Annotated in this window: 20 protein-coding genes; 11 read left to right on the forward strand and 9 right to left on the reverse strand. The window is 74.7% G+C overall.

The genetic code is table 11. The features are described 5' to 3' along the window. Positions 1-49: 49 nt before the first annotated feature. Both QC029_RS31075 and QC029_RS07785 read right to left on the reverse strand, forming a co-directional pair. Positions 50-613, reverse strand: coding sequence for an ATP-binding protein (locus QC029_RS31075; RefSeq protein ID WP_336621567.1), 564 nt, complete (start codon positions 611-613; stop codon positions 50-52). Positions 614-1,007: 394 nt separating this feature from the next. Beyond that, positions 1,008-1,937: a heavy metal transporter gene (locus QC029_RS07785; RefSeq protein WP_279554729.1), complete on the reverse strand. Its 930-nt coding sequence runs from the start codon at positions 1,935-1,937 to the stop codon at positions 1,008-1,010. Positions 1,938-2,020: 83 nt separating this feature from the next. On the opposite strand from QC029_RS07785, the gene dapE reads away from it, so the two are divergent. Both dapE and QC029_RS07795 read left to right on the forward strand, forming a co-directional pair. Continuing rightward, positions 2,021-3,127, forward strand: coding sequence for a succinyl-diaminopimelate desuccinylase (gene dapE, locus QC029_RS07790; protein WP_279554730.1), 1,107 nt, complete (start codon positions 2,021-2,023; stop codon positions 3,125-3,127). Positions 3,128-3,283: 156 nt separating this feature from the next. Then, positions 3,284-4,084 carry a TIGR00730 family Rossman fold protein gene (locus tag QC029_RS07795; RefSeq protein ID WP_279554731.1) on the forward strand — a complete coding sequence of 267 codons (801 nt, stop codon included), beginning with the start codon at positions 3,284-3,286 and terminating at the stop codon, positions 4,082-4,084. An 85-nt stretch (positions 4,085-4,169) separates the two neighbouring features. Here the strand turns inward: QC029_RS07795 and folP are convergent, their stop codons facing one another. Next, positions 4,170-5,030, reverse strand: coding sequence for a dihydropteroate synthase (gene folP, locus QC029_RS07800; protein WP_279554732.1), 861 nt, complete (start codon positions 5,028-5,030; stop codon positions 4,170-4,172). A 133-nt stretch (positions 5,031-5,163) separates the two neighbouring features. On the opposite strand from folP, the gene QC029_RS07805 reads away from it, so the two are divergent. Then, positions 5,164-5,541 carry a DivIVA domain-containing protein gene (locus QC029_RS07805; RefSeq protein ID WP_279554733.1) on the forward strand — a complete coding sequence of 126 codons (378 nt, stop codon included), beginning with the start codon at positions 5,164-5,166 and terminating at the stop codon, positions 5,539-5,541. After that, positions 5,538-6,137 carry a DNA-3-methyladenine glycosylase I gene (locus tag QC029_RS07810; RefSeq protein ID WP_279554734.1) on the forward strand — a complete coding sequence of 200 codons (600 nt, stop codon included), beginning with the start codon at positions 5,538-5,540 and terminating at the stop codon, positions 6,135-6,137. Before QC029_RS07805 ends, QC029_RS07810 begins: the two co-directional genes overlap by 4 nt. Positions 6,138-6,213: 76 nt before the next feature. Here the strand turns inward: QC029_RS07810 and QC029_RS07815 are convergent, their stop codons facing one another. Then, positions 6,214-7,002 (reverse strand): enoyl-CoA hydratase-related protein, encoded by a 789-nt coding sequence (locus QC029_RS07815; protein ID WP_279554735.1) that lies wholly within the window; start codon positions 7,000-7,002, stop codon positions 6,214-6,216. Positions 7,003-7,281: 279 nt separating this feature from the next. Between QC029_RS07815 and QC029_RS07820 the strand changes: the two genes are divergently transcribed. Further along, positions 7,282-7,449: a DUF3117 domain-containing protein gene (locus tag QC029_RS07820; RefSeq protein ID WP_014137929.1), complete on the forward strand. Its 168-nt coding sequence runs from the start codon at positions 7,282-7,284 to the stop codon at positions 7,447-7,449. A 164-nt stretch (positions 7,450-7,613) separates the two neighbouring features. Here QC029_RS07820 and QC029_RS07825 read toward each other — a convergent pair whose 3' ends face one another. Beyond that, on the reverse strand, positions 7,614-8,312 hold the full coding sequence (locus tag QC029_RS07825) for an O-methyltransferase (RefSeq protein ID WP_279554739.1): 699 nt from the start codon (positions 8,310-8,312) through the stop codon (positions 7,614-7,616). A gap of 152 nt (positions 8,313-8,464) precedes the next feature. On the opposite strand from QC029_RS07825, the gene sigE reads away from it, so the two are divergent. The 5 genes from sigE (at position 8,465) to QC029_RS07850 (ending at position 13,296) form a co-directional block, all read left to right on the forward strand. Next, complete coding sequence (gene sigE, locus QC029_RS07830) at positions 8,465-9,235, forward strand: RNA polymerase sigma factor SigE (RefSeq protein WP_279554740.1); 771 nt, start codon at positions 8,465-8,467, stop codon at positions 9,233-9,235. After that, entirely contained in the window at positions 9,232-10,206 is a 975-nt protein-coding gene (locus QC029_RS07835; protein ID WP_279554741.1) for an anti-sigma factor, read from the forward strand. The genes sigE and QC029_RS07835 overlap by 4 nt, the downstream gene beginning before the upstream one ends. Positions 10,207-10,431: 225 nt before the next feature. After that, positions 10,432-11,907 (forward strand): trypsin-like peptidase domain-containing protein, encoded by a 1,476-nt coding sequence (locus QC029_RS07840; protein WP_279554742.1) that lies wholly within the window; start codon positions 10,432-10,434, stop codon positions 11,905-11,907. Between the two features lie 121 nt (positions 11,908-12,028). Further along, complete coding sequence (locus QC029_RS07845; RefSeq protein ID WP_279554743.1) at positions 12,029-12,493, forward strand: sec-independent translocase; 465 nt, start codon at positions 12,029-12,031, stop codon at positions 12,491-12,493. Between the two features lie 161 nt (positions 12,494-12,654). After that, positions 12,655-13,296 (forward strand): hypothetical protein, encoded by a 642-nt coding sequence (locus QC029_RS07850; protein WP_279554744.1) that lies wholly within the window; start codon positions 12,655-12,657, stop codon positions 13,294-13,296. 84 nt (positions 13,297-13,380) lie between these two features. Here the strand turns inward: QC029_RS07850 and QC029_RS07855 are convergent, their stop codons facing one another. The 3 genes from QC029_RS07855 to QC029_RS07865 all read right to left on the reverse strand — a co-directional run bounded on the left by QC029_RS07855 (position 13,381) and on the right by QC029_RS07865 (position 16,536). Continuing rightward, positions 13,381-14,547, reverse strand: a complete 1,167-nt coding sequence (locus QC029_RS07855) for an Mrp/NBP35 family ATP-binding protein (protein WP_279554745.1) — start codon at positions 14,545-14,547, stop codon at positions 13,381-13,383. Between the two features lie 104 nt (positions 14,548-14,651). Continuing rightward, positions 14,652-15,197 (reverse strand): DUF1003 domain-containing protein, encoded by a 546-nt coding sequence (locus QC029_RS07860; protein ID WP_279554867.1) that lies wholly within the window; start codon positions 15,195-15,197, stop codon positions 14,652-14,654. Positions 15,198-15,213: 16 nt separating this feature from the next. Beyond that, positions 15,214-16,536: a CBS domain-containing protein gene (locus tag QC029_RS07865; protein ID WP_279554746.1), complete on the reverse strand. Its 1,323-nt coding sequence runs from the start codon at positions 16,534-16,536 to the stop codon at positions 15,214-15,216. 248 nt (positions 16,537-16,784) lie between these two features. Between QC029_RS07865 and QC029_RS07870 the strand changes: the two genes are divergently transcribed. Then, a complete protein-coding gene (locus QC029_RS07870; RefSeq protein WP_279554747.1) occupies positions 16,785-17,552 on the forward strand; it encodes a hypothetical protein in 768 nt (255 codons plus the stop codon). Between the two features lie 79 nt (positions 17,553-17,631). Here QC029_RS07870 and QC029_RS07875 read toward each other — a convergent pair whose 3' ends face one another. Further along, positions 17,632-18,228, reverse strand: coding sequence for a hypothetical protein (locus QC029_RS07875; protein ID WP_279554748.1), 597 nt, complete (start codon positions 18,226-18,228; stop codon positions 17,632-17,634). Between the last annotated feature and the right edge of the window lie 15 nt (positions 18,229-18,243).

An 18,243-nucleotide genomic window follows, 5' to 3' on the forward strand; every position in this document is an offset into this window, starting at 1 on the left:
GGCCCGGGGAGCGCATCGGCTCCCCGGGCCCCGCCCGCGCGTACCGGCGTCAGACCAGCGGCAGGTTCTTGACCGGCGGCAGCTTGTCGGCCGCGGGCAGGCCGTCGGTCAGCGAGTCGGCCTTCGCCAGCTTCCCGACGGAGGGCACCTTGCCCTTGGCGCCCTTGCCGTCCTGGGCGCTCTTGGTGCCCTTGGCACCCTTGCCGCCCTTGCCGTCCTTCGTGTCCTTGGCCGCCTTGCCCTTGCCGCCGGTGGCGGGCTCGGCGGTCTCGCCGAGGAGGGAACCGGCGGTCCCCACCGCGTCGTCGACGGTCTTCTGCACGGCCGGGACGGCGGTCTTGCCCGCGGCGCCGACGGTCCTGCCCGCGGTCGGCACGGTCTTCTTGACGGCCTTGCTGCCGGTGTTGGCCGCCTGGTCGCTCGTCTTGCGCGAGGTGTCGTCGATGGTGTCGCCCAGGTTCGCGCCGTCCAGGTTGCTCACTCCGCCCAGGTTCTTGGCGGACGGCAGGAGGTCGGCGGCGTTCGCGGAACCGGCCGCACCGACTGCGGAGGCGGCGCCCGCTGCGACCAGCAGCGCGGTCCGTGCGATCCGGCGCGAGAGGGGGAGGGACATGTTGCTCCTTCGACGGAGAAGAGGCTTGCTGAGGAGTTCCCGCGGGCCGCGGCCCGCGGGGCGTCGTTGCGCGTCCGGCCGGGGCGGCGCCCCTCGGACGCCGTGCCTATCGCGCCGGGAGGCCCGGAAGTTGCGGCCGCCCGGGTAAAGGATTGGCAATGCGCCGCGCGCTCCGGCCGGGGCGAGAACGGACAACCGGGTCAGATCGAACGGGCCCCGGAGGGCCTCCGGGGCCAGTCCCCCCAAGGATTTCGGCGCTTTTCGGAGGAGGCCGGGCGCGTGGTCCCCGAGGGTTCGGCCGATGGGGCGAACGACCCCCGTCCGGGTGACACCGAGAAGTGCCGTGCGGTGACGGCGGAGGTCCCGGGGACCACCGCCGGGGGCGCGCGGTGCGCTACCGCGCGGTGGCGATGACGACCTCCGAAGGGGCGCCGCCCCCGGCCGCGCGCCAGCCCTCGGCCGCCCTGCCGGCCTCCCAGACCCGCTCCCCGTAGGAGACGCGTTCGATGCCCAGCTCCAGGGAGTGGGCCACCGCCCAGTGCGCCACCTCCCAGCCGCGGCGTTCGGCGTCCGCCTCGCCGCCGCGCGCCGGGGTGTGGACGGGGACGGAGACCACCGGGCCGGGCGCGCTGCGCCCGGCGCCGCCGTCGAAGCCCCGGGCGTCCGGCAGGACGTCCGCGCCGAACTCGCGGACCAGCCGTTCGCGCACCCGCACCGGGTCGCCGGCGGCCGCGGCCCCCCGGGCGCCGTCCCCGGGCACGCAGTTCAGCGCGGCGGCCCGGCGGCCGGTGAGCGCGGCGGCGAGCAGCGCCGCCCTGGACTCGTGCTTGGCGTAGGCGTCGGGGAAACCGCTGCGCTGCACCCGCTGCGCGGCGACGGTCAGCGGCAGCCGGGAGTAGCCCGGGATCTCCACCAGGTGCTCGTAGAACTTCCCGGCCGAGTACACCGGGTCCATGATCTGCTCCGCCGTCCCCCAGCCCTGGGAGGGGCGCTGCTGGAAGAGGCCGACGGAGTCGCGGTCGCCGTAGTCGATGTTGCGCAGCGCCGACTCCTGCATGGCCGTGGCCAGGGCTATGGTGACGGCCCGTTCGGGCAGTCCGCGGGCGGAGGCGACGGCCTGGATGGTCGACGCGTTGGCGGCCTGCTGCGGTTCGATGACGTACGGCTCGCCGCTCCCGGCGGCGGTCACGGTGCAGCGCGCCGGTCCGGACCCGCCGGGGTCGTGGCGCACGAACAGGTACCCGGCGAGTCCGAGCAGGACGACGCACGCGGCGGCCAGGCGCAGCAGCCTGCCGCGACGCGGAGTTGAAGCTCGCTCGGACACGCGACAAAGGTACCGGTGCCCACCGCGTCCGCGACCCGGACGGAGAGGGATCCCGCGCGCGGGCGCCCGGTAGGGTCGGCCGTATGGAGCGTGCCCCCCAGGACCCCGGACCCGCCCCCGAAGAGGGCCTCGACCTGACCCAGGACGCCGTGCGGCTGACCGCGCGGCTCGTCGACGTCCCCTCGGTCAGCGGCGGCGAGAAACCGCTCGCGGACGCGATCGAGACCGCGCTGCGCGCGCTGCCGCACCTGCGCGTGGACCGGTACGGCAACAACGTCGTCGCCCGCACCGGGCTCGGCCGGGCCGAACGGGTCGTCCTGGCCGGGCACATCGACACCGTGCCGATCGCCGGCAACGTGCCCTCCCGGCTGGAGGACGGCGTGCTGTGGGGCTGCGGCACCTCCGACATGAAGGCCGGGGTCGCCGTCCAGCTCAGGATCGCCGCCACCGTCCCCGAGCCGAACCGGGACCTGACCTTCGTCTTCTACGACAACGAGGAGGTCGCCGCCCACCTCAACGGCCTCGGCCACCTGGCGCAGGCCCATCCCGACTGGCTGGCCGGGGACTTCGCGGTGCTGCTGGAGCCCTCCGAGGGCCAGGTCGAGGGCGGCTGCCAGGGCACGCTGCGGGTGCGGCTGCGCACCGCCGGGCGCCGCGCGCACTCCGCGCGCGGCTGGATGGGCGCCAACGCCGTCCACGCCGCGGCCCCCGTCCTCGCCCGCCTGGCCGCGTACGAGCCGAGGCGGCCGGTGGTCGACGGACTGGAGTTCCGCGAGGGCCTGAACGCGGTGGGGATCGAGGGCGGCGTCGCGGGCAACGTCATCCCGGACGAGTGCACCGTGACCGTCAACTACCGCTACGCGCCCGACCTCACCGAGGAGCAGGCCGTCGCGCACGTGCGCGAGGTGTTCGCCGACTGCGGCGTGGCGGAGTTCACGGTGGAGGACAGCTCCGGCCCGGCACGGCCCGGTCTCACGCACCCGGCCGCCGCGGCCTTCGTCGAGGCGGTCGGCGGCGAGGCGCGGCCGAAGTTCGGCTGGACCGACGTCTCCCGGTTCAGCGCGCTGGGCGTGCCCGCCGTCAACTACGGTCCCGGGAACCCCAATCTGGCGCACAGGCGCGACGAGAGGGTCGAGACCGCGCTGATCGAGCACTGCGAGGAGCGGCTGCGCGCCTGGCTTACCGCCTGATCCACTGGGTATCGGCTGATCCACGGGGTCCGCGCCGTCGGTGCGGGCCCCACGTCATCGGGTGGCCGCCGGTGCGCCCGGGCACGTTCCGCTCCGTGTGGCCGGAACCTGCGTACCCTGGCGGCCTGTACGTCGGCGTCGACAAGGGAGTACGGCATGGCCAGTGCGGAGGAGTTCGAGCAGCGGCGCGCACCGCGGGAGCAGCGCCTCGGACCGGTGGTGCGCCGCCACGGCCAGGTACAGCACAGCACCACCGACCAGCGCCTGCTGGACACCGCCGGCCCCTCGGACTGGCTGCACCAGGACCCCTGGCGGGTCATGCGCATCCAGTCGGAGTTCGTCGAGGGCTTCGGCACCCTGACCGAGATCGGCCCCGCCATCAGCGTCTTCGGCTCGGCGCGCACGCCCGAGGGGTCGCCCGAGTACGAGGCCGGGGTGCGGATCGGCCGGGCGCTGGCGGAGGCCGGCTTCGCGGTGATCACGGGCGGCGGCCCGGGCGCCATGGAGGCGGCCAACAAGGGCGCGCGGGAGGCGGAGGGCACCTCGGTCGGACTGGGCATCGAACTGCCCTTCGAGCAGGGGATGAACCAGTACGTCGACATCGGCGTCAACTTCCGCTACTTCTTCGTGCGCAAGACGATGTTCGTGAAGTACGCGAGCGGCTTCGTCGTCCTGCCGGGCGGAATGGGCACGATGGACGAGCTGTTCGAGGCGATGACCCTGGTCCAGACGCGCAAGGTCACCCGCTTCCCGATCGTGCTGTTCGGCACGGACTACTGGCGGGGGCTGGTGGACTGGCTGCGCGACACCGTGGTGCCCAGCGGCAAGATCGGCCAGCACGACATGGAGCTCTTCCACCTCACCGACGACGTGGACGAGACGATCGCGCTGGTCACCAAGGAGACCTCGGGCCAGGGCTCGCCGGGGGAGAGGTTCCAGCCGGAGGACCCGGACTGACCGGGCCGTCCCGGAGGCGGGGGCCGCACCCGGCCGGAGCACCCGGCCGGGCGCCGCCGTCCCGCCGTCCCGCCGTCCCGCCCGTTCAGGCCAGCCCGCGGCGGGCCACGGCCGGCGGGCGCAGGCCCGCGATGGAGGCCACCATGTCGAGCACCTGCCGCGTCTCGGCCACCTCGTGGACGCGGTAGACCCGCGCCCCCAGCCAGGCGGAGACCGCGGTCGTGGCCAGGGTCCCGGTCAGCCGCTCCCTGACCGGCCGGTCCAGGGTCTCCCCGACGAAGTCCTTGTTGGACAGCGACACCAGGACCGGCCACCCCGTGGCCACCATCTCGTCCAGCCGCCGGGTGACCTCCAGCGAGTGCCGGGTGTTCTTGCCGAAGTCGTGGCCGGGGTCGATCAGGACCGCGTCCCGCCGCACCCCCGCCCCGACCGCGCGCTCGGCGAGCGCGACCGTGCGGCGCAGCACGTCGGCCATGACGTCGTCGTACGCCGCCCGGTGCGGGCGGGTGCGCGGCCGCGCGCCGCCGGTGTGGGTGCACACCAGCCCGGCGCCGTACCGCGCCGCCACCTCGGCCAGCTTCGGGTCCACGCCGCCCCAGGCGTCGTTGAGCAGGTCGGCGCCCGCCTCGCAGACCGCCTCGCCGACCTCGTGCCGCCAGGTGTCCACGCTGATCACCACGTCCGGCCAGCGCCGCCGCACCTCGGCGACGAAGCCGACCGTGCGCCGCGCCTCCTCCTCGGCCGACACCTCCTCGCCGGGCCCGGCCTTCACGCCCCCTATGTCGATGATGGCGGCGCCCTCCGAGACCGCCTGCTCGACCCGGTCCAGCGCCGGTCCGTCGCGGAAGGTGGCGCCCCGGTCGTAGAAGGAGTCCGGCGTCCGGTTCACGATGGCCATGACCACCGTCTCGTGCTCGCCGAACTCGCGCCGTCCCAGCCGCAGCATCCGCTGTCCTCTCCTCCTGCGGTCCCCAGGCACCGCACCGTGTCACGCCGCCGACCCTAGCCCCCGGCACCTCATGGCACGATCACAGGAGAGCTGTACCTGTCGTTTGGTGCGTCGGACCCGGGGAGATGGCGTGTTCTGGTTTCTGCTGATCGCGTTGGTCGTGGTGGTCGCCGCGGTCGCGCTGGCCGTGGTGGGAGGCGGCGACGGGCCGGGCCGCACCGCGAGGGGCGGACTCGCCGACGCCCCGCCGGACCGGCTCGAGGCCTGGCTGCCGGCCGACCGCCCCCTGAACCGCGCCGACCTGGACGCGCTGCGGCTGCCGCCGGCCGTGCGGGGCTACCGGATGGCCGAGGTGGACGACGTGCTCGACCGGCTCGGCGCCGAACTGGCCGAGCGCGACGCCCGGATCGCCGAACTGGAGGCGTCGCTGGCGGGCGCGCAGGCGGCCGCGATGGGCAGCCCCGAGCTGTTCGGCGAGGCCGCCGGCGAGCCCGGGGAGTCCCGGTGAGCGCCGCGGGCGGGGCGCTGCCCGGTCCGGACGGACTGCCGCGCTGCCCGTGGGGCCTGGCCACGGAGGACTACACCGCGTACCACGACACCGAGTGGGGCCGCCCGGTGCACGGCGACGACGCGCTGTTCGAGCGGCTGTGCCTGGAGGCGTTCCAGTCCGGGCTCTCCTGGCTGACCATCCTGCGCCGGCGCGAGGGCTTCCGGGCGGCGTTCGCGGGCTTCCGGATCGCGGAGGTGGCGAGGTTCACCGACGCCGACCGGGAACGGCTGCTCGCCGACCCGGGCATCATCCGCAACCGCGCCAAGATCGACGCGACCATCGCCAACGCGAGGGTCGTGGCCGAGTGGGCCCCGGGCGAGCTGGACGCCCTGGTGTGGTCCCACGCCCCCGACCCGGCCGGCCGGCCCGCACCGCGCACGCTCGCCGACGTCCCCGCGGTCACGCCGGAGTCCACGGCGCTGTCCAAGGCCCTCAAGAAGCGCGGCTTCCGCTTCACCGGGCCCACCACGGCCTACGCGCTGATGCAGGCGTGCGGCCTGGTCGACGACCACCTGGCGGACTGCTGCGCCCGCGGCCCGCGCCTCGCCGTCTGACGCACGCCGTCCCGCTGCACGCCGCCCCGCGGCCCGGCACACGGCGCCGGGCGGCGGGGCGCGGGCCGACGGGGCGTCAGCGGCCGCGGTAGACGGGCTTCTCCTTGCTGACGAACGCCTCCACCGCGATCCTGTGGTCCTCCGAGGCGCCGGCCCGGACCTGGAGTTCCGCCTCCTTCTCCAGCGTCTCGGCCAGGGAGTGCGTGGAGCCGTAGGCGAGGGACTCCTTGAGCGCGGCGTACGCGGCCGTCGGACCCTCGGCGAGCCGCCGGGCCACGGAGCGGGCCTCGTCCGCGAGCCGGTCGGCCGGGACGACCCGGTTGGCGAGGCCCAGCTCCAGCGCCTCCCGCGCCTCCACGCTGCGCGGGAACAGCAGCAGTTCGGCGGCGCGGCCCGGGCCGACCAGGCGCGGCAGGGTCCAGGACACCCCCGAGTCGGCGGTGAGGGCCACCCCGGCGAAGGAGGTGTTGAAGGCGGCGGTGTCGGCCACCACGCGGTAGTCGGCCGCGAAGGCGAAGCCCGCCCCGGCCCCGGCCGCGACGCCGTTGACCCCCGCCACCACCGGCTTGGGCATGGAGGCGATCGCCAGGGTGATGGGGTTGTAGTGCTCCCGCACGGTGTCCAGGGCGTCGCCGCCGCCCCGCCGCAGGATGCCGACGTGCTCCTTGAGGTCCTGCCCGACGCAGAACGCGCGCCCGCTGCCGGTCAGCAGCACCGCGCGGACGGCGGGGTCGTCGGCGGCCCTCCGCAGGGTGTCCCGCAGCGCCTCCTTGAGCGCGGTGTCGAGCGCGTTCATGGCGTCGGGGCGGTTGAGGGTGACGGTCGCGAGACCCTCGGACACTTCGTAGACCACGTTGTCTGACATGGGGGCCAGCATGGCAAGGAACGACGGCGGTCGACATACGGCCCGGCATGTGACCTGCGTCAAACGGACGCGGAGCCGGCTGCGGGGGAGAAGGGCGCAGTATCGCAGCTTGATCCCCGAATTGGGTGGTTTTGCGAGAGAGCGTTGTGCAAGGGATACGGACCGATGTTGGTCATGGGGTCATGTGATGCGGGATAATGAACGGGAAGCAATGTGTTCGACGTCGGCGACACCTGGGTTGCCGGCCGAGATCAGCTGGTTTCAGGAAGGGGAACGAGCATGGCGGCCATGAAGCCGCGGACGGGCGATGGCCCGCTCGAGGTGACCAAGGAGGGGCGGGGCATCATCATGCGCGTTCCGCTCGAAGGCGGTGGACGACTCGTCGTCGAGCTCACCCCCGACGAGGCGGATGCACTCGGCGAAGCTCTGAAGAAGGCCTGCGGCTGAGGCCGAGGAGACATCGAAGACCTCTGGCGCCACCACCGCCTTTGTGTCACCGCCGCCCCCGGAGCGCACGGCGCCCGGGGGCGGCGGTGTGCTGTCCGGCGACTGTGCGCCCTCCGGCGCCGGCCGTCTGCCGCAGGGCCGCCGCGGCAGACGGCCGCGGCGGCTCAGTGGCCGCGCTTGACCGCGCACAGCAGGCCGTCGCCCACCGGCAGCAGCGAGGGCAGCAGCGCGGTGCTGTCCCGGACCGTGCGCAGCAGCTCGCGCAGCCTGAGGACCTCGGCGGGCTGCGCCGAGGAGTCGACGGTGCGGCCGTCGGCGAAGACGCCCTCGAAGCAGACCAGACCGCCCGGGCGCAGCAGACGCAACGATTCGCCCAGGTACTCCAGGCACTCCGTCCGGTCGCCGTCGCAGAACACCAGGTCGTACCCGCCGTCGGCGAGCCTGGGCAGGACGTCCAGGGCGCGGCCGGGGATGAAGCGGGCGCGGTTGGCCGCGAAGCCCGCCGCGCGGAACGCCTGGCGGGCGATCTGCTGGCACTCCGGCTCGGTGTCCACGGTCGTCAGCACGCCGTCGGGCCGCATGCCGTGCAGCAGGTGGATGCCCGACACCCCGGTGCCGGTGCCGATCTCCGCCACCGCCTTGGCGTCCACGGCCGCCGCCAGCAGCCGCAGCGCGGCGCCCGTGCCGTCCGACACCGCGCGCAGGCCCGCCTCCCGGGCCCGGTCACGAGCCCAGCGCAGCGCTGCCGAGTGCTCGGAGCGCTCGGCGTGCTGGACGTTCTCCGCGCCGTACGCATCGGCGAACGCCCAGCTCGTCTGCCGGTTGCCGGTAATCGCCCTCTCCTGTCCCCGTGGTCCACGCAACCGTGACTGTATCCGTTGGCGTCGGGAACCCGCAGATGGGACCGCGCGTTGGTCGGGGAGAGGCCGTGCGGTGAGCGGTGGGGGGAACGTACATGGCACATGGCCAGAAGAGGGTCAAAGAAGCTTATCCGGAGCTAACGGGCGAGGTGGCTATGGTAGGGGCTCCACTGGACACCACCAGAGCCGACAGGGGAGGTGCGGCTGCGGCCGGTGACCGGGGAGTGCTGAGGCGCTTCCTCAGGTCGTCCGGCGAGCCGAAATCCGTGAACGACACCGCTGACCACCGCCACGCCGGCGACTCCGTGACCACCGCGACCTTCGCCACCGACGCGGACGCCCCGGCGTGGACGCCTCCCACCTGGGAGGAGATCGTCAGCACCCACAGCGCACGGGTCTACCGGCTCGCGTACCGCCTCACCGGGAACCAGCACGACGCCGAGGACCTGACCCAGGAGGTCTTCGTCCGGGTCTTCCGCTCGCTGTCCACCTACACCCCCGGCACCTTCGAGGGCTGGCTGCACCGCATCACCACGAACCTGTTCCTGGACATGGTGCGGCGCAAGCAGCGCATCCGCTTCGACGCCCTCGGCGACGACGCGGCCGAGCGGCTGCCCAGCCGCGAGCCCTCGCCGCAGCAGCACTTCAACGACACCCACTTCGACGCCGACGTCCAGCAGGCGCTGGACACCCTCGCCCCGGAGTTCCGGGCGGCGGTGGTGCTCTGCGACATCGAGGGGCTGTCGTACGAGGAGATCGCCGCGACGCTCGGCGTGAAGCTCGGCACGGTCCGCAGCCGCATCCACCGCGGCCGCTCCCACCTGCGGAAGGCGCTCAAGCACCGGTCGCCCGAGGTGCGCGCCGAGCAGCGCGCGCTGGCCGGGGTGCTCCCCGGTGCCGTGGGAGGGGAGGGCGACCCCGCGTGAGCGGTACATACGACACATACGATGGCGCACCCGACCTGGAACCGACCCCGGCGGAGCAGCACCTGGGCGACCGCCTCGCGGCCCTGGTGGACGGCGAGCTGGGGCACGAGACGCGCGAGCGCGTCCTCGCCCACCTGGCGACCTGCCACACCTGCAAGGCCGAGGCCGATGCCCAGCGCAGGCTCAAGAGCGTCTTCGCCGACTCCGCGCCCCCGCCGCCCTCGGAGGGGCTGCTCGCCAGGCTCCAGGGCCTGCCGGGAGGACTGGACGACGGCCCCGGGCGGGGCCGGGGCGGGCCGTCGGGCCCGCCCGGGTCCGTCTGGGACTTCGAGTACCTGCCGACCGGCGGCGCGCTCACCCCGGACCGGGGGTTCCGCATCCACGAGACGGACCGGCCGGCCTCGCGCGGGCGCCGCTTCGCCTTCGTGGCGGCGGGCGCCGTCTCGCTGGCGGCCTTCGCCATCGGCGGCGCGCTCACCTCCGCCGCCACCGGCGGCTCCACGGTCGCCGCGGGCGGGGACGGCGGTACGACCACCCGCCCGCCGCGTACGGCCGCGGTCGGAGCGGAGCGCGGCGGGGAGCGGCCCGGCAGCAGACCGGGCGAGAGCGCCCGGAAGGGAGAGGCCGGCACCCCGGGCGGGCCCACCCCGGCGCCGACGCCGACGCTGACGCCGATGCACTCGCCCACGCGGCCGGTGCCACCGCTGGAGGCCGCGTACACCGCCCGGTACGACGGACTGATGACGGTGCCGGTGATCGATGTGCTCCCCACCCCGCACCCGCCCCTGATACGCCCGACGCAGTACGGGACGCAGCCGCTGGACGCCGGTCCGCCGGAGCGGCACGGACCCACCGGGCAGCCGCTCGTCGCGGCGTCCCCGATGGCGGCGGCGCCCTCGGTCACGGCTCCGGCCACCGGCACGGCCACGGCCACCGCCCCGGCGCCCGTCGGGCCGCTGGCCGGGCCCTGACCGGGCCTCCTCCCGCCCGTCCTCCCGCCGGGGCGCCGACGCGCCCCGGCGGTTCCGTACGCTCGGGGGCCCGGGGGCGCGCGGAACCGGCGCTCGCGGTCTTTCGGGGGACAACCCCGCACCCCCGGCCGGTCCGGCTTCGCCCGGAGGTGCGGAACTGGTTGAATCGTGGGGATGCGGTGCGAGTCCGCGCGAAGCGCAACGCGGGCGGATGCTGGGGAGAACATGGACGAGGGGAAGGCCGCCGGGTCGCGGCCGACGTGGTGGAGCCGTCCGCGCGGGATCTTCGCCCCGCGCCCGGCGGCGGAGGGCGCCACCGCCGGGGACGCTCCGGCACCGCTGCACGGAGAGGACCCGTACGGCACACCGCCCTACGGCGGCCCCGGCCCCTGGGCCCCCGCGCCGCCCGTCCAGCGCCCCGTGGCGACGCCCGCCCAGGGCACCCGGCTGCCGCCCCCGACGGAGGCCGCCGAGCCCGGGACGGGGGTCTTCGCGCGCTACGACCCGTGGGCGCCGCCGTCGGCCGCGGCGCCGCCCCCGCACACGCCGCTCCCGCACACGCCGCACGCCCCGCCCCCGCCGCCCCCCTCGCCGCGCCGGGGCCGGACGGCCGCCGCGGCCGTCGTCCTGGCGCTGGCCGCCGGGACCGTGGGCGGCGGCATCGGGGCGTACGCGCAGCGCCACGGCGAGATCGGCACCGTCGAGCTGTCCCAGGCCCCGGCCGAGGACACCGGCCGCGCCCCGGACAGCGTGGCGGGGATCGCCGAGCGGGCCCTGCCGGGCGTGGTGACCCTCCACGTCCGCGGCGCCGGGGAGCAGGGCACCGGCACCGGCTTCGTCCTCGACACGCGGGGCCACCTCCTCACCAACCACCACGTGGTGGAGCCCGCCGGGGAAGGCGGCGACATCAGGGTGACCTTCCACGGCGGCGAGACCGCGCTCGCCGAGGTCGTCGGCACCGACAGCGGCTACGACCTGGCCGTGCTGAGGGTGGAGGGGGTCTCCGGGCTCAGCCCGCTGCCGCTGGGCAACTCCGACTCCGTGCGGGTGGGCGACCCGGTCGTGGCGATCGGCTCGCCGTACGACCTGGCGGGCACGGTCACCGCCGGGATCATCAGCGCCAAGGAGCGCCCCATCACCGCGGGCGGCGATCAGGACGACGGCGGCGGCAGCGACGTCAGCTACGTGGAGGCGCTGCAGACCGACGCCCCGATCAACCCCGGCAACTCCGGCGGTCCGCTGATGGACGCGCGGGGCCGGGTGATCGGCGTCAACAGCGCGATCCGGGCCGCCGGCGACGGCCTGCCGGACGGGGGCGCCGGCGGCAGCATCGGCCTGGGCTTCGCCATCCCCGTCAACCAGGCCAGGCGGGTGGCCGAGGAGTTGATCAACACCGGCCGCGCCACCCACCCCGTGATCGGCGTGCGGGTCGACATGGGGTACTCCGGCGACGGGGCCCGGGTCGGGCTGCCCTCCGGGCACGAGGGCGCGGCGGTCGTGCCGGGGGGACCCGCCGACGCGGCGGGCATCGAGGAGGGCGACGTGATCACCGCGGTGGACGGCACCCCGGTGCGGAGCGGCGAGGAGCTGATCGTGAGGATCCGCGGCCACCGCCCCGGCGACCGGCTGGAACTGACCGTCGAGCGCGGCGGCCGGGAGCGGCCGGTGACGGTCGTCCTCGGCGCGGCGGCCGGCCCGTGACGGCCGTCACGATGGCCGCCGCGACGGCCGCTGTTCGCCCGGCCGACTCCCGTCCCGTGGCCGCGCCGGGTACCGTGACTGTGGCCGCACGGGTCGTGGACGCACATGAGGGAGCTGAACGGTGTTCTTCGACATAGGACCCCTCGAGCTGATCGCTCTCGTCATCCTCGCGATCCTCGTCTTCGGCCCGGAGAAGCTGCCGAAGGTGATCCAGGACGTCGCGAGGTTCATCCGCAAGATCCGTGAGTTCTCCGACAGCGCCCGGGACGACATCCGCAGGGAGCTGGGGCCGGAGTTCAAGGACTTCGACTTCGAGGACCTCAACCCCAAGAACTTCGCGCGCAAGCACCTGCTGGACAACGAGGACCTCGGGCTGAAGGAGATCCGCAACGGCTTCGACCTGCGCCAGGAACTCGCCGAGGTCACGGACGCGGTCAACGGCCGGGAGATCACCTCGGGCCGCTCCTCCGCGGACGCCCCGGGCGGCGCCGCGGCCCCTCCGGACGGCGCCGCGCCCGACCGGCTCCGCAAGGCCGACCCCGCGCCCAAGGCGGACCCGCCGCCGTACGACTCCGACGCCACCTGACGCCTCCCGCCGGTGATCCGGGAGGGCCACCTCCCGTACTCCACAGCCGGTCCTGTCCGGTTCGGCGCACAAGGGTGGCTATCCTCCCTGTGTCCGGGGTCGGGCCGCCCGAGGGGGGCGGGCCTCCCACCACGCAGGGCACACGAGGAGGCGTCGCGCAGATGGAGACGACGGGCCGGGTAGAGCCGCAGGACGCACCCGCGTCCGGGGCGGACCGGGCGATCGACGGCTATCTGATGGCCGGCTTCCCCTGGTACGGCCTCGACGAGGCCTTCACCGGCCCGCGCTGGCTGATGCGAGTGGGAGCCGCCGCGGACGGCACGGTCGAGCACGGTTCGACCGGCCACGGGGACGAGCCCTCCTTCCGGGCCGAGTCCGGCCCGGACACCCAGCGCTTCGCCGTCGTCGTGACGGTCGCCGACCGCCCGGTGCGCAGCAGCCCGGACGGCACGGGGGTCCTGGAGGCCACCTCGGTCTCGTCGGCCGCCTGGCTGGCCGGATCGGGATTGCTGTCATGCACCTGGCCCACCCAGATGGAGCGGGGGCTCAGACAGAGCTGGCTCGACCAGCAGACGGCGATCGCCTGGGAACTGGCGGACGATCTGGACGGCTCCGCCTGGTCCACCCTGTCACTGCCGGTCGACGGCGCCCCCACCGACTTCCGCTACCGGGAGTCGGAGTACGGGTGGGTGCTGGCCGGCCCGGCGCACGAGGGCGTGCACATCGGCGCGTACGGGCGGGGGATGAGCGCGTACGGACTGGGCTTCTCGGTGATCAAGGACATCACCACGTACGACCACTGAGCGCGGCCCGCGGAGCCGTACGCGCGGCGGGGACGGCGCGTACGGTGTCGTCGCGCGCCGCCCCCGCGGGCCCCCGGCGGAGCCTCAGAACTTGTTGCGCGGGGTGATCCCCAGCGACATGCCCGCCAGCCCGCGCTGGCGCCCGCCCAGCTTGCCCGCGACCGCGCGGATCGCGGAGCCCGCGGGGGAGTCCGGGTCGGTCAGCACCACCGGCCTGCCCTCGTCGCCGCCCTCGCGCAGCCGCACGTCGATCGGGATGGAGCCGAGGACGGGGACGGTGGTGCCGGTGGTCCGGCTCAGCCCGTCGGCGACGCGCTGCCCGCCGCCGGTGCCGAAGACGTCCACCATCTCGTCGCAGTGCGGGCAGGGCAGCCCGGACATGTTCTCGACCACGCCCACGATCTTCTGGTGGGTCTGCACGGCGATGGACCCGGCGCGCTCGGCGACCTCGGCGGCGGCCTGCTGCGGGGTGGTCACCACCAGGATCTCGGCGTTGGGGACGAGCTGCGCCACGGAGATGGCGATGTCGCCCGTGCCCGGGGGCAGGTCCAGCAGCAGCACGTCCAGGTCGCCCCAGTAGACGTCGGCGAGGAACTGCTGGAGCGCGCGGTGCAGCATCGGCCCGCGCCACACCACCGGGGCGTTGCCCGGGGTGAACATGCCGATCGAGATGACCTTCACGCCGTTCGCGGACGGCGGCATGATCATGTTCTCGACCTGGGTCGGCCGGCCGTCGGCGCCCAGCATGCGCGGCACCGAGTGGCCGTAGATGTCGGCGTCCACGACGCCCACCTTCAGCCCGTCGGCCGCCATCGCCGCCGCCAGGTTGACCGTCACCGAGGACTTGCCGACACCGCCCTTGCCGGAGGCGATCGCGTACACCCGGGTCAGGGAGCCGGGCCTGGCGAACGGGATCTCCCGCTCGGCCTGGCCGCCGCGGAGCGTGGCCGCCAGCTCGCGGCGCTGCTCGTCGCTCATCACGTCCAGGGAGACCGCCACGTCCGTGACGCCCGCCACGCCGCGGACCGCCTCGGTCACCCTCGTGGTGATGGTCTCGCGCATCGGGCAGCCGGAGACCGTCAGGTAGACCGTGACCGCGACCGAGCCGCCGTCGCCGATCTCCACCGACTTCACCATGCCGAGGTCGGTGATCGGGCGGTGGATCTCGGGGTCGTCGACGGTCGCGAGCGCGGCGCGGACCGCGTCCTCGGTCGGGACTCCGCTGGATGCCGCGGACGTGTCAGTAGCCATGCCCCGATGGTACGGCGCACGGGCGGCGCCGCCGAAGGCGGCGGATGAGACGCGGGTCACCGTCTGAGACGCGGGTCACCGCCGGCGGGCCCCGCGCGCCCCGGTCACCGGTCCCGGTCGGGCGAGGGCTCGACCGCGCCGCGCTGCTCCAGCTCCTTGAGCAGGTCCTGCAGCTCGGAGCGGATCCAGTCCCGGGTGGCGACCTCGCCCAGCCCCATCCGCAGCGCGGCGACCTCCCGGGTGAGGTACTCGGTGTCGGCGATGGAGCGCTCGTTCTGCTTGCGGTCCTGCTCCAGGTTCACCCGGTCGCGGTCGTCCTGCCGGTTCTGGGCCAGCAGGATCAGCGGGGCGGCGTACGAGGCCTGGAGCGACAGGGCCAGGGTCAGGAAGATGAACGGGTACTCGTCGAAGCGCAGGTGCTGCGGGGCCGTGGTGTTCCAGATGACCCACAGGATGATGGTGAACGTCATCCAGACGATGAACCGCCCGGTCCCCAGGAAGCGCGCGATCCGCTCCGACAGCCGCCCGAAGGCCTCCGGGTCGTACTCCGGCAGCGGGCTGCGGCGCGGCACCATCGGCTGGTCCAGCCTGGCGCGGGCCGCCCGTCCGGTGACCGGCGGAAGGCTCCGCTCGCGTTCCCTGCGGGCCATGCGCTCGTCCCGTTCCCTATCGACCATCGGCGCTCCCCCTGCCGTTCTGCCGGTTCTCCGGCGACTTCGGCGTCCCGTGCGTCCCGAACGCCTCCTGGGCCGCCGCCTCGCGCCAGTCCTCGGGCAGCAGGTGGTCCAGTACGTCGTCGACCGTGACGGCGCCCAGCAGCGATCCGCTCTCGTCCACCACCGGCACCGACACGATGTTGTACGCGGCCAGGTAGCTGGTCAGCGTGGGCAGCGGGGTGTCCGGCGGCAGCGGCCGCAGATCGGTGTCCACGACCGAGCCGACCAGCGTCCCGGGCGGCTCGCGCAGCAGCCGCTGGAAGTGCACCAGCCCCAGGTACTTGCCCGTCGGGGTCTCCTCCGGCGGCCGGCACACGTACACCTGGGCGGCCAGCGGCGCCGACAGGTCCTGCACGCGCACCCGGGCCAGCGCGTCGGCGACCGTGGCGTCGGGCCGCAGCACGATCGGCTCGGTGGTCATCATGCCGCCCGCGGTGCGCTCCTCGTACGTCAGCAACCGCCGCACCGGGGCCGCGTCCTGCGGCTCCATCAGCTCCAGCAGCCGGTTCATGTCCTTCTCCGGCAGCTCGGAGAGGAGGTCGGCGGCGTCGTCGGGGTCCATCGCCTCCAGGACGTCCGCGGCGCGCTCCTCCTTGAGCTTGCCGAGGATCTCCACCTGGTCGTCGTCGGGCAGTTCCTCCAGCACGTCCGCCAGCCGGTCGTCGTCCAGCGCGGCGGCGACCTCCGCCCGGCGCTTGGGCGACAGGTGGTGCAGGACGTTGGCGAGGTCGGCCGGGCGCAGCTGCTCGAAGGTGGCCAGCAGATTGGCCGCGCCCTGCCCCTCCTCCTCCAGCGAGAGCCCGGTCACCGCGGACCACTCCACGGTCAGCGTCTCGCCGCGCCGCCGCCGCAGGCCGCCGCCGCCGCGGCGCACGAAGACCTTGTCGATCAGCCAGTCGCGGCGTCCGGGGACCTGGGCGAGGCCGACGTCGAGCACGGTGACCTTCTCGCCCGTCTCGACCAGCATCACCTGGCGGTCCAGAAGTTCGCCCAGGACCAGGGTCTCGGTGGGCCGCTGCTCGAAACGCCGCATGTTGACCACGCCGGTGGTGATCACCTGGCCCGACTCGACGCCGGTCACCCGGGTCATGGGCAGGAAGATCCGCCGCCGGCTGACCACCTCGACGACCAGCCCGAGCACGCGCGGCGGACGTCCGCCGACGCGCAGCATCGCCACCACGTCCCGTACCCGGCCGACCTGGTCCCCCACGGGGTCGAAGACGGCCACGCCGGAGAGGTGCGAGACGAAGACCCGCGGGGCGCCCAGCGCCATGGCTGTCCTCCGCTTCCCACTCGTATCCGCTGTGTGCGGTAAGTGCCGTACGTGCTGTCCGTGTGCCGTGTACCCGCGTGTGGCCGAGTGTCCGCATCCGGGACGCGACCCGAATGCGGCTTTCAGGCTAACGCGCCCCCGTCCGGCCGCGTGCGGCGGCACCGGCCGTACGGTCGCCTTCCGTCCCGGGCCGGTACCCCGGGTAAGGTGCCGTCGTCCTGCCCCCGGCATCAGGAGGAAGAGCGGACGTGACTGCGTGGGTCCACGGTGTTCGTGCCCGGAGTGCGGCGGCGGCGGTGGGGGCGGTCTGCGCGGTCCTGCTGGCCGTGCTCACGGGATGTGCCTCGGAGGACCCGGACAAGGGGACCAACGGGGTCGGCAGGCTTCCCGCCGCCAAGATCGAGGGCAAGGCGCGCGAGGCGGCCCGGGGGGCGGAGTCCGTACGGCTGTCGGGCAGCGTGGTCAGCAAGGGCCGCACCTACCGGCTGGACATGCGGCTGAAGGGCAACGGCGGCCTCGGCGAGGTCTCGGCCAAGGGCGGGCCCCGCTTCGAGCTGCTGCGGGTCGATCAGGACCTCTACCTCAAGGCGAACGCCGACTTCTGGGCCAACCAGGGCAAGGGCGACGCGGAGCCGACCGAGACCGATCTGGCGGCGGCCCGCAAGCTGGAGGGCAAGTACGTCAAGGTGCCTCCCGGCGACCCCGCCTACAAGCAGCTCAGCGGCTTCACGGACAAGGACGTGCTGCTCGACGGGCTGCTCACGCTCCAGGGCGAGCGGGAGACCGGCGACCGCGGCGAGGTCGAGGACGTGCGGACGATCGAGGTGCGGGCCGCCAAGGGCGCCGGCGGGATCCTCAGCGTCGCGCTGATCGGGAAGCCGTACCCGCTGCGGCTGGAGCGCGGCGGCGACGCGGGTGTGGTGCAACTGCTGGAGTGGGACAAGGAGTTCACCCTGCGGGCCCCGGCGAAGGACCAGATCGTCGACTACGGCAGGAAGATCTCCGCGGCCGAGTGAGGCGCGGCCGGGCGCTCCTCCGCCCGCTCCACCCGCTTCGTCTGCTTCAACCGCTTCCCACGCGCCCGGTCCCGCCCCGCTAGCCCTCCGTCCGCCCGCGGCGCCCGCGGCGCAGCAGCCTGGGCAGTCCGGCCGGGACCGGGCGGCGCGTGGTCGCCGGCGTCGGCAGCGGAACGGCGGCGCGCGGCCCGTCCGGCATCGAACCGGGCCCCTGGAGGAGCGCTCCGGCGGGCTCCAGGCGCAGTACACGGCACTCGCGCGCCCAGCGCTCGGCGATCGTCGTGGCGTCCGGCGCGTTGAGCCGCTTGCCGGCCAGCTCGGCCGCCGCCGCCCGCCACTCCTCGCCGCCCGGCGGCAGCTCCGCCACCCGGGCCGGCCAGACGGCCAGCAGCCCGCCCTTGTCCTTGCTGCGCGCGGTGACCGTGGCGGTCGCGCCGTCCACGAGTCCCAGGGCGTCCAGCGGCTGCTCCGCCGGGCCGTCGCCCACCAGGCAGACGGCGCCGTCGTGCCAGACGTGCCACAGGGCGCGCTCCGGGCCCCGGGGGCCGCGCACCCACACCAGCGCGGACTTCTTCGCCGCCTCCTCGATCAGCGCCCGGTCGAGCGCGGGGACGGACGCCGGGGCGGACGTCTGCGCGGACGCCCCGGAGGTCGCGGGAACGGACGGATCGGCCATGGGGCGACCCTACCG

Source organism: Streptomyces sp. DH37 (assembly GCF_029813835.1).
Classification (GTDB): domain Bacteria; phylum Actinomycetota; class Actinomycetes; order Streptomycetales; family Streptomycetaceae; genus Streptomyces.